Annotated in this window: 9 protein-coding genes; 2 read left to right on the top strand and 7 right to left on the bottom strand. The window is 44.2% G+C overall.

Features of this window, described 5'->3' with window-relative positions; translation table 11 throughout:
• Positions 1-211: 211 nt before the first annotated feature.
• Both ACLU24_RS14225 and ACLU24_RS14220 read right to left on the bottom strand, forming a co-directional pair.
• A complete protein-coding gene (locus ACLU24_RS14225) occupies positions 212-1,510 on the bottom strand; it encodes a tyrosine-type recombinase/integrase (protein WP_329974022.1) in 1,299 nt (432 codons plus the stop codon).
• 108 nt (positions 1,511-1,618) lie between these two features.
• Entirely contained in the window at positions 1,619-2,293 is a 675-nt protein-coding gene (locus ACLU24_RS14220) for a helix-turn-helix domain-containing protein (protein WP_412613308.1), read from the bottom strand.
• A gap of 165 nt (positions 2,294-2,458) precedes the next feature.
• On the opposite strand from ACLU24_RS14220, the gene ACLU24_RS14215 reads away from it, so the two are divergent.
• Both ACLU24_RS14215 and ACLU24_RS14210 read left to right on the top strand, forming a co-directional pair.
• Complete coding sequence (locus tag ACLU24_RS14215; RefSeq protein WP_329974025.1) at positions 2,459-2,674, top strand: helix-turn-helix domain-containing protein; 216 nt, start codon at positions 2,459-2,461, stop codon at positions 2,672-2,674.
• A 257-nt stretch (positions 2,675-2,931) separates the two neighbouring features.
• Positions 2,932-4,353: a MobA/MobL family protein gene (locus tag ACLU24_RS14210; protein WP_412613307.1), complete on the top strand. Its 1,422-nt coding sequence runs from the start codon at positions 2,932-2,934 to the stop codon at positions 4,351-4,353.
• Positions 4,354-4,461: 108 nt separating this feature from the next.
• On the opposite strand, the gene ACLU24_RS14205 is transcribed toward ACLU24_RS14210, so the two are convergent.
• From ACLU24_RS14205 to ACLU24_RS14185, 5 genes are all read right to left on the bottom strand, one after another.
• Positions 4,462-4,971 carry an ankyrin repeat domain-containing protein gene (locus ACLU24_RS14205; protein ID WP_177624646.1) on the bottom strand — a complete coding sequence of 170 codons (510 nt, stop codon included), beginning with the start codon at positions 4,969-4,971 and terminating at the stop codon, positions 4,462-4,464.
• A gap of 58 nt (positions 4,972-5,029) precedes the next feature.
• Positions 5,030-5,446: an immunity 70 family protein gene (locus ACLU24_RS14200; protein WP_177624645.1), complete on the bottom strand. Its 417-nt coding sequence runs from the start codon at positions 5,444-5,446 to the stop codon at positions 5,030-5,032.
• Between the two features lie 67 nt (positions 5,447-5,513).
• On the bottom strand, positions 5,514-5,936 hold the full coding sequence (locus ACLU24_RS14195; protein WP_329974030.1) for a hypothetical protein: 423 nt from the start codon (positions 5,934-5,936) through the stop codon (positions 5,514-5,516).
• 58 nt (positions 5,937-5,994) lie between these two features.
• Positions 5,995-6,360, bottom strand: a complete 366-nt coding sequence (locus ACLU24_RS14190; protein WP_177624644.1) for an immunity protein Imm33 domain-containing protein — start codon at positions 6,358-6,360, stop codon at positions 5,995-5,997.
• A 174-nt stretch (positions 6,361-6,534) separates the two neighbouring features.
• Positions 6,535-6,915, bottom strand: coding sequence for a TnpV protein (locus ACLU24_RS14185; protein ID WP_177624643.1), 381 nt, complete (start codon positions 6,913-6,915; stop codon positions 6,535-6,537).
• Between the last annotated feature and the right edge of the window lie 320 nt (positions 6,916-7,235).

The following is a 7,235-nucleotide window of genomic DNA, read 5'->3' as shown; positions in this document are numbered from 1 at the left end:
TGGATATTATCACTGCAAACTTCAAAAATTCATCTGCGACATTGTCATAAAATTTTACTTCTACCATTCTATCAATACCTCGTCAAATTCAAATTTATCTATCTAATCCTCTGAAAACGCTGTATTTTCAAGGCTTTTCGCTTGCCTTGTGTTCCGACCTTATGTATTTTCCCTTGTTTTCGCCCTTATGAGCCGAAACAAGGGAAAGTTTTTATTCTCCGCCAACTACTTTATCCAGTAGCCTTGCGGAAGTACGCTTCGCTTCCCTTGTAGCGTGAGCGTAAATGTTCATTGTGGTACTGACATCAGCGTGTCCCAAAAGCTCCTGCACATCCTTCGGCGCAGCTCCGTTAGAGAGCAGGTTGCTTGTGAATGTGTGTCGAAGTTGATGGAAATGGAAGCCCTCCAAGCCGTCAACCTTTCGGCTTGCCGTCCTGCACATAAGCCCCACCGTACTCGGCGCTTCATAAGAGCCGTCCGGTCTAATGCAAACAAAAGATATTTCCTTGTAGCCTTCGGGAGCTTGCTCCGTTCTCGGCAAACTGTATACCTCGTAGTAAGTACGGTCTTTTTCCTTGACTTCACTATAAAAGTTGAGGATATACAGTTCTCCGTAGCGGAAACGGTTCTTGTGCTGTTCGGTCTTGGCTGTCCGCAGGATCTCCGCCAGCGTGTCACAGAAGTCCACGGTGCGGATTTTCTTGCGTTTGGTCGCTCCTATCTCCGTCTTGTGTCTTGCGCCGTTGTATCGCATACTGCGTCGTACCGTGAGGTACTGCTTTTCAAGATTGATGTCTTGCCAAGTCAGCCCGCAGACCTCGCCAATGCGAAGTCCGGTGTAATATGCGATCTGTATGGGGAGAAGTGCGGGATTGTCCTTTGCTCTCAGAAAATCCTCAAGCCTCAGATATTGTTCGTGAGTAAGCGTAGGCGTGGAAGCCGTTTCACCGTTTTCGTCGGAAAACAGTTCATAGTTTTCCTTTTTCCCTCGCCAAACAACATACTGCATCGGATTGAAGGATATTAACCTTTTGGGAAATACCGCAAAACGGAATGCCCCTTGCAGGACGGCGGAGAATAGCCGCAAATACCCTTTACTGAGCGGCTTTGCAGTCGTACCGTCTGGATTTACCCCGCCGAAGCTGAGAAAATCTATGAACGCCTGCAAATGGTCTGCGGTCACGCTTTTCAGTTTTCTGCTGCCGATGGGATATTGCTTGATACGGTTGACTGTGCCTTGATACGCCATCACCGTACCGTTGCTCAGATTGCTTGGTTTCAGTTCTTCCTCCACCCACATATCGAGCAGCATTGCCACCGTTGCATTTTCGGATTTTGCTACGAATTTCTTTTCTTCGTAATCCTCCATCGCTTTGCGGAGCAAGGCTTCCGTTTCGCTTTTGCTTTCAGTACCCGCAAACTCCCGCTGTACCTGTCTGCCGCTTTCATCTTCGATATAAAAGCGGTAGTACCACTTTTTGCCTTTCTTTCTTACAGAACCTTTTGCCATAGATAAAAATCTCCTTTCTATCCGTGGCAATCGGGACTGTGACATATGGTGTGCGTAAAACGAATAATGTCACTTCTGCCGGTTGTTTTCAATCGGCATTTTTAATTGTCAAGGTGCCACGGAATTTTTCTTTTCGGCAAGCCTATTCTCGGCTTCCGTCACTATCCCGAATAGATCGCCCATCTTTACGGCGGTGCGACCTTCATCGTAGATATGTAAAATCCCGTCAAGGAATCGCTTCATATCTTCGATAGGTAATTCCATTTCTTTGCGATATACTCTTTCGGTAATCGCTCCCGACTCGATAGCATATCTCATAAGCGACTGCTTCAAGCCTTCGTCCTCTGCCACACGGTCAACCTCTGTCATAGCGTCGGCAAAGTAGTGACAAAGCACAGAGTATAAATCAATCAGCTTTCCGAGAAATGTAGTGAGCAACTGTTGGTGCGGTTCTCCGCTGACCGTTGAGGAAACCGTATCAAGATACTTCTTGATATGCTCTTCTATGTCCTTTTGGCAAAGCGTCCTGCTGTCGTATTCCTTATCATCGGAAAGACCCGTCAGCCATTCGGGAGTGGTAAGAAGTGCGTCGGCAAGACCGTTAATAATCATTGTTCGCTTCGGATCGACACCATCCGCTTCATACCTTTGAATGGTAGACTTGTTTACACCGATACGCTTGCCAAGCTCCGGCATAGAAAGCCCCAGTTCTATTCTGCGCTCCTTAATGCGTTCCCCGACTTGTTTTGGGGTAAACATTGCTTCTTCTTTCAAGGAATTCACCTCCCGTTTGAGTATAGTATAACATATATAAACTCAATTTGCAACCACTATTTACGAAAAATATTAAAAATATTTCTTAAAAGGTTGCAAAACGGGTTGACAGGCAATAGTATAATAAGAATGCCAAAGTTGCATTTTGAGTATTTTAGAAAGGAGGATAGAATTATGAACGCATTCAAAATAGGAATGACGATAGAAGAAGCGGCAGAAACCAGCGGCATCGGCAGGAATACAATGCGAAAGCTGGTAGACTGGGGCAAGCTGCCTGTTCTGAAGGTCGGGCGAAAAACCATTATCCGCAGGGACACGCTGGAACATTTTATGACCGTCAATCAGGGCAGAAATCTACTGTGTCAGGATGATGTCCGCAAAGTTGAGTAAACCGTTCTCTAAGCCCTCGGCGTTTGAGAGCGAAATACACCCCTCGCACAAATCTGCGATTTGTACTCTGGGTATTTCGCCCCTGCGGGGAGCCTGTATCACAGCTTGCCGGTCACTACCGCCGCTATGATACAGTGAAAATTGCTGCCGCAATTTTCGTTGGCTGTCCCGTCGGCACTTGCCGCCGAAACAGCCGCAACCGACAAATCGGTTGCAAAATAAGAACGCACCTTTACAACACAGAACGGAGATGATTTATGACACGCCACAGCTTTATTCAGATGTCGAAGCTGTCCAATGTCAAGGGAAGAATATCGTATATTACAAGCCACGCAAGGCAGGAAAACCTCTATGCCACCTACCGCACCGCAGACACTGCCTTTTGGAGCGACCTCGCAAAAGAGTGCCAGCAGGAGTTTAATCGAAGCGGAGCAGACGGCAAGTGTATCGAAGCAAGGGAACTGATTATTGCCTTGCCCGAAATTTACACCGCCTATGAGCCGCAGCAGGTACTTGAAGATTTCACAGAGGATTTTCGCAGACGGTACAATGTGGAATGTGTATCGGCTCTCCACCACAATAAGAAAAAGACCAATTATCACATTCACCTCATATTCAGCGAACGGCGGTTACTTGCCGAGCCGGATATAAAAATTGCCACCCGAAGCGTATTCTACGATGAAACGGGAAAACGGGTGCGCACCAAGAAAGAGATAGCCGATGAAAACGGAAAAGTCCGTGAAGGCTGCACCGTGATCCCCAAAGGCGGCATTTACGAACAGCACCTATTCACCGTAAAGGATGACCGTTTCAAAAGCGAGCCGTTTTTGGATGAAGTCAAGAGAAATTATACCGACCTTATCAATCGGCATATTTCTGATCCCGAACACCGATTAAAGGTGTTCGATCCCGACAGTATCTATCTGCCAACCAAGAAGATCGGCAAGAACAATCCAAAAGCCGCAGAGATTGAAGCCGACAATGCCGCAAGGCAGGAATGGAACAGAACAGCGGATATGGCGCTCATATCGGGGATAGAGAAAACAAAGATACTGGAAATCAAGAAAGAGGAGATACACCAAAATGCAAGCCAGTCCATTAAGACAAACGGATGGCTGCCCAACCTATTCCGCAATATCGTGAGTAAGGCAAAGGAATTTTTGCAAAACTTAATACGGCAGACGGCATTACCGCCGAAGCCAATTCTCAATATGGATATGGCAGAATTCCGTACAATGCAAAAACTGATGATACGGGTGCAGGACAGGGCGAGAGAAATCCGCAGCTTGCAGGATGAAGTACCGAAGTTAACGGCACAGCTTGCCGAAACAAAGGGCATATTCAAGAGCAAGGAGCGAAAGGCGTTAGAAGCGCAGATACAGCAGACGGAGGAAAAAATCTCCGCTATGCTGGAAGTGTTACCCGAAATCTTGAAAGATGACGGTTATCCCGATGTGCAGGCGTTTATGGCAACCTACCGCAAGGCGGAAGCCGTAGTTGATAACTACAACCGAGAACTTGCCGAATGGGAGCGCAATGTCAAGGAAAGCCGCAGACCAACCGAAAAAGAACGGTATGTACCGCCCGAAAAGCAAAGCGTCCGTGACCAACTCAAACGGTTGCAGACAGAGGGCAGACAACCAAAATCCAAGCACCGATCCCACGACAGAGAAAGATAGCTTTAACATCGAAAACAACACCGCAGGGCAGCTCTCTGCCTTGCGGGCTTACATACATTTTGACAGTGAAACACCCTGCAAGATTTTAGGTCTTGCAGGGTGTTTAGATTATTCCGTCATTCGTTTAAGCAAATCCGCACGATACTGGAGTTTCCGAGCAAGCTCAATCGGGGTATAGCCCCAATCATTTTTTGCATTCACTTCCAGCGTGCAGTTTTGGAATATGACATCATACAACGGCGCAAAATCCTCGTCGGTAAACTTCGGATGGCTGATAAGGTACTGAATAGCCGCTCTGTGTTTTGCGTCCAACTGATTTATATCTACGCCGGCGTCTATCAATATCTGTGTCAGTTCCACTGTCTGCTCCATAATGTGCTTAGGGCGAGAAAACAGAATGTGGAACAGTGTTTCGCTTTCTTCATTTGTGCCCTTTAATTCTGCACCTTCGCCAATCAGAAACTTCACGATGTCATACCTGTTTTGGGGTGTTTGATTCGCCATAGCGCAGAATATGACAGGAGAGCCGTCCTGGGGTGTTTCATTCAAAAGTCGCTTGTCATAGACTTCTTTGAACTGTGCCAGCGTCTGCGTTCTTGCAGAAAAGTACATATTCATACCGTTCATCCCCCTTGGAGAATCTGTTTTTTGTATATGAGGTTTAAATGGTGATGCTTTAAACAGCGGACGAGATAATTACATCTTTTTTTATTTCAATCGCAGCATCTAAGGCATTTTGAAATATCGTTAAAAAATCTCTGCCGTCACTGGTTATAAAATAATTTGATAAATCAGTTATTTGATTACTGATTTTATTGCCCCAAGGCGGTTGTTTTGTCAGATCCTCAATATCCCATATCGCTTTATCTGGAGATAAATTTTTCAATTCGTTTTCGATTGTATTCAATTCTACTTTGGCATTAGGGACATTTGCATTTGCCAATTTTCCTTGATACAATTCATTCATAATGACCGGGAATCTTGTGCCCCAATTTCCACATTCTAAATTATAGGCAACTGTTGAAAAAAAGGAATGTAAAAATGAAGCAGCACCTATCTCATACCAAATGCAACCAACTTTAAATCCAACCATAAATTACCGCCTTACTGTTTTAATACTATTTCAATGCCATTACAACTCTTCAAATTTGAAACCCTAATTATTCCCAGTAGCCCGACATTTCAAAGTCAACGCAGTCAAACTCTATAATATTGTCCCAATCCCTCGCCAAAATGATATTATCAACTTGTTCAGCCACATACAACTCGTCCAATGTTTTATAGTAGGCAACAGCTTGCCTTTCAATATTTCCGCATCTTTGGAATGAACACATACCATCATAAATAGTAATCATATATTCATCGGGTTTATCTTTGAATACTAAGCGCAGCTCTGCCTCAATATGTTCTTCGTTTATGCTTTTTAACAGCAAGGTTTTTATTTCTTCAAAAGTATATTTTGTCATAACATTCTTTCCGTTTACGGCTTTCATAGGTGATAGCTCATTTTTATTCGATACCCGCATAGCCCGCAATACAAGCTTGGAAATCGAGCTGATCGTATGCGCTAAGTCAAATCCCATATCCGCAGCCCCCTTCGTGGACCGAAACTATTGCTTAAAATTAAAATAAGGATGCCCCTTACCCAATCACCTTACCCGATTGTGTATCAACAAAATACCTTTTACCATTTTCAATGTGAAATTCCAAATCAGTTCCTACGGGAAGATTGTATATAGCAAGAATAGCGGGTTCAATATTTGCGAAGGTATTAAAGTCCACAACTGTCATATTTTTGCTGTTATTAATATATTCTTGCGTGTCCGTATCACCGATGGCTCGCCAACCATTATCAGCCGCATTGGTACTATTTTCACGGAATATCCATTTTAGTTTGGATTTTCCCTCTAACAAAGACTTAGTGATAATCATTCCACCTGCATTACTGATAAAAATTGCTTTCTTATTCTCTTTATTTTCCTTTTTGAAAATATCAAACAATCCCATAATTCACCCCGCCACTTTGATTTCAAGGCTAATTATACCATATAAGTTCAAAATAATCTACTACTGTGTATCAAACGGCTGGATTGCTCCTGTAAAATGTGTAATGAGATCTTCAGATTACACCCGAAATAAGAAAAGCCGCCGTATGTTGACGGCGACCTTTCTTGTGCAATTTTAGCGGTAAATAAGCTCGTTTAATACGATTTCCATAGCAGCGTTTCGCAGGTTGTTCATTTTCTGTACCCACAGCATTTGGTTTTCCGCTTTGAGCGTTTCCGTCACTCCCTCTTTTTCGGAAAGCTGTTTTACCAGCCGAGAGAACATTTCCTCTGCTTGCCGGTCAATGTCGGCAAGGTAACTGTTCAGTTTGCCGCTGGTGAGCAGAGAGGTATACAGCGCCCTGCGATTGGCTTTGAGATAGCGTCGGTGCCGTTGCCCCCATACACCGATATGCCGTTCTTCTTTTTCGGCGGGTAACTCCAAGCAAGGGATATAGTAATCGCCTTGCAATTCATACCAAAGCCCGTTGCGCTTGTCATAAATGTACTTGTCCATCTTGAAAACCTCCAGTATAATATATTCGCACATATGTCACAGTTTCCCGATTGCCACACCTTGTTATATCGTGTTGTCGGTTTTTCTTGCCCTTGCTTTTGCCCTTATAAGGTGTTGGAGCAAGGGTGAAACGGTGTGAAATCGTATAAAGGGATAAGGCGAACACATTGAGATAAACCCTTTGTTTTCAAGCGCTTCGGAGGTTTTTATTAACGCCCTATGCAGGGTAGTAACCACTTATAAAATTGTGGTTTTCAAATTCCAGTTTGTTGCTCACTTTTCGTATTCAAATTATACCATAAAACTTGTGAACAGTTCTA

The sequence above is a fragment of the Pseudoruminococcus sp. genome (assembly GCF_047012705.1).
GTDB lineage: Bacteria > Bacillota > Clostridia > Oscillospirales > Acutalibacteraceae > Pseudoruminococcus.
The sequence above is the reverse complement of the archived record's forward strand: the minus strand, read 5'-3'. Positions and strand labels throughout refer to the sequence as shown.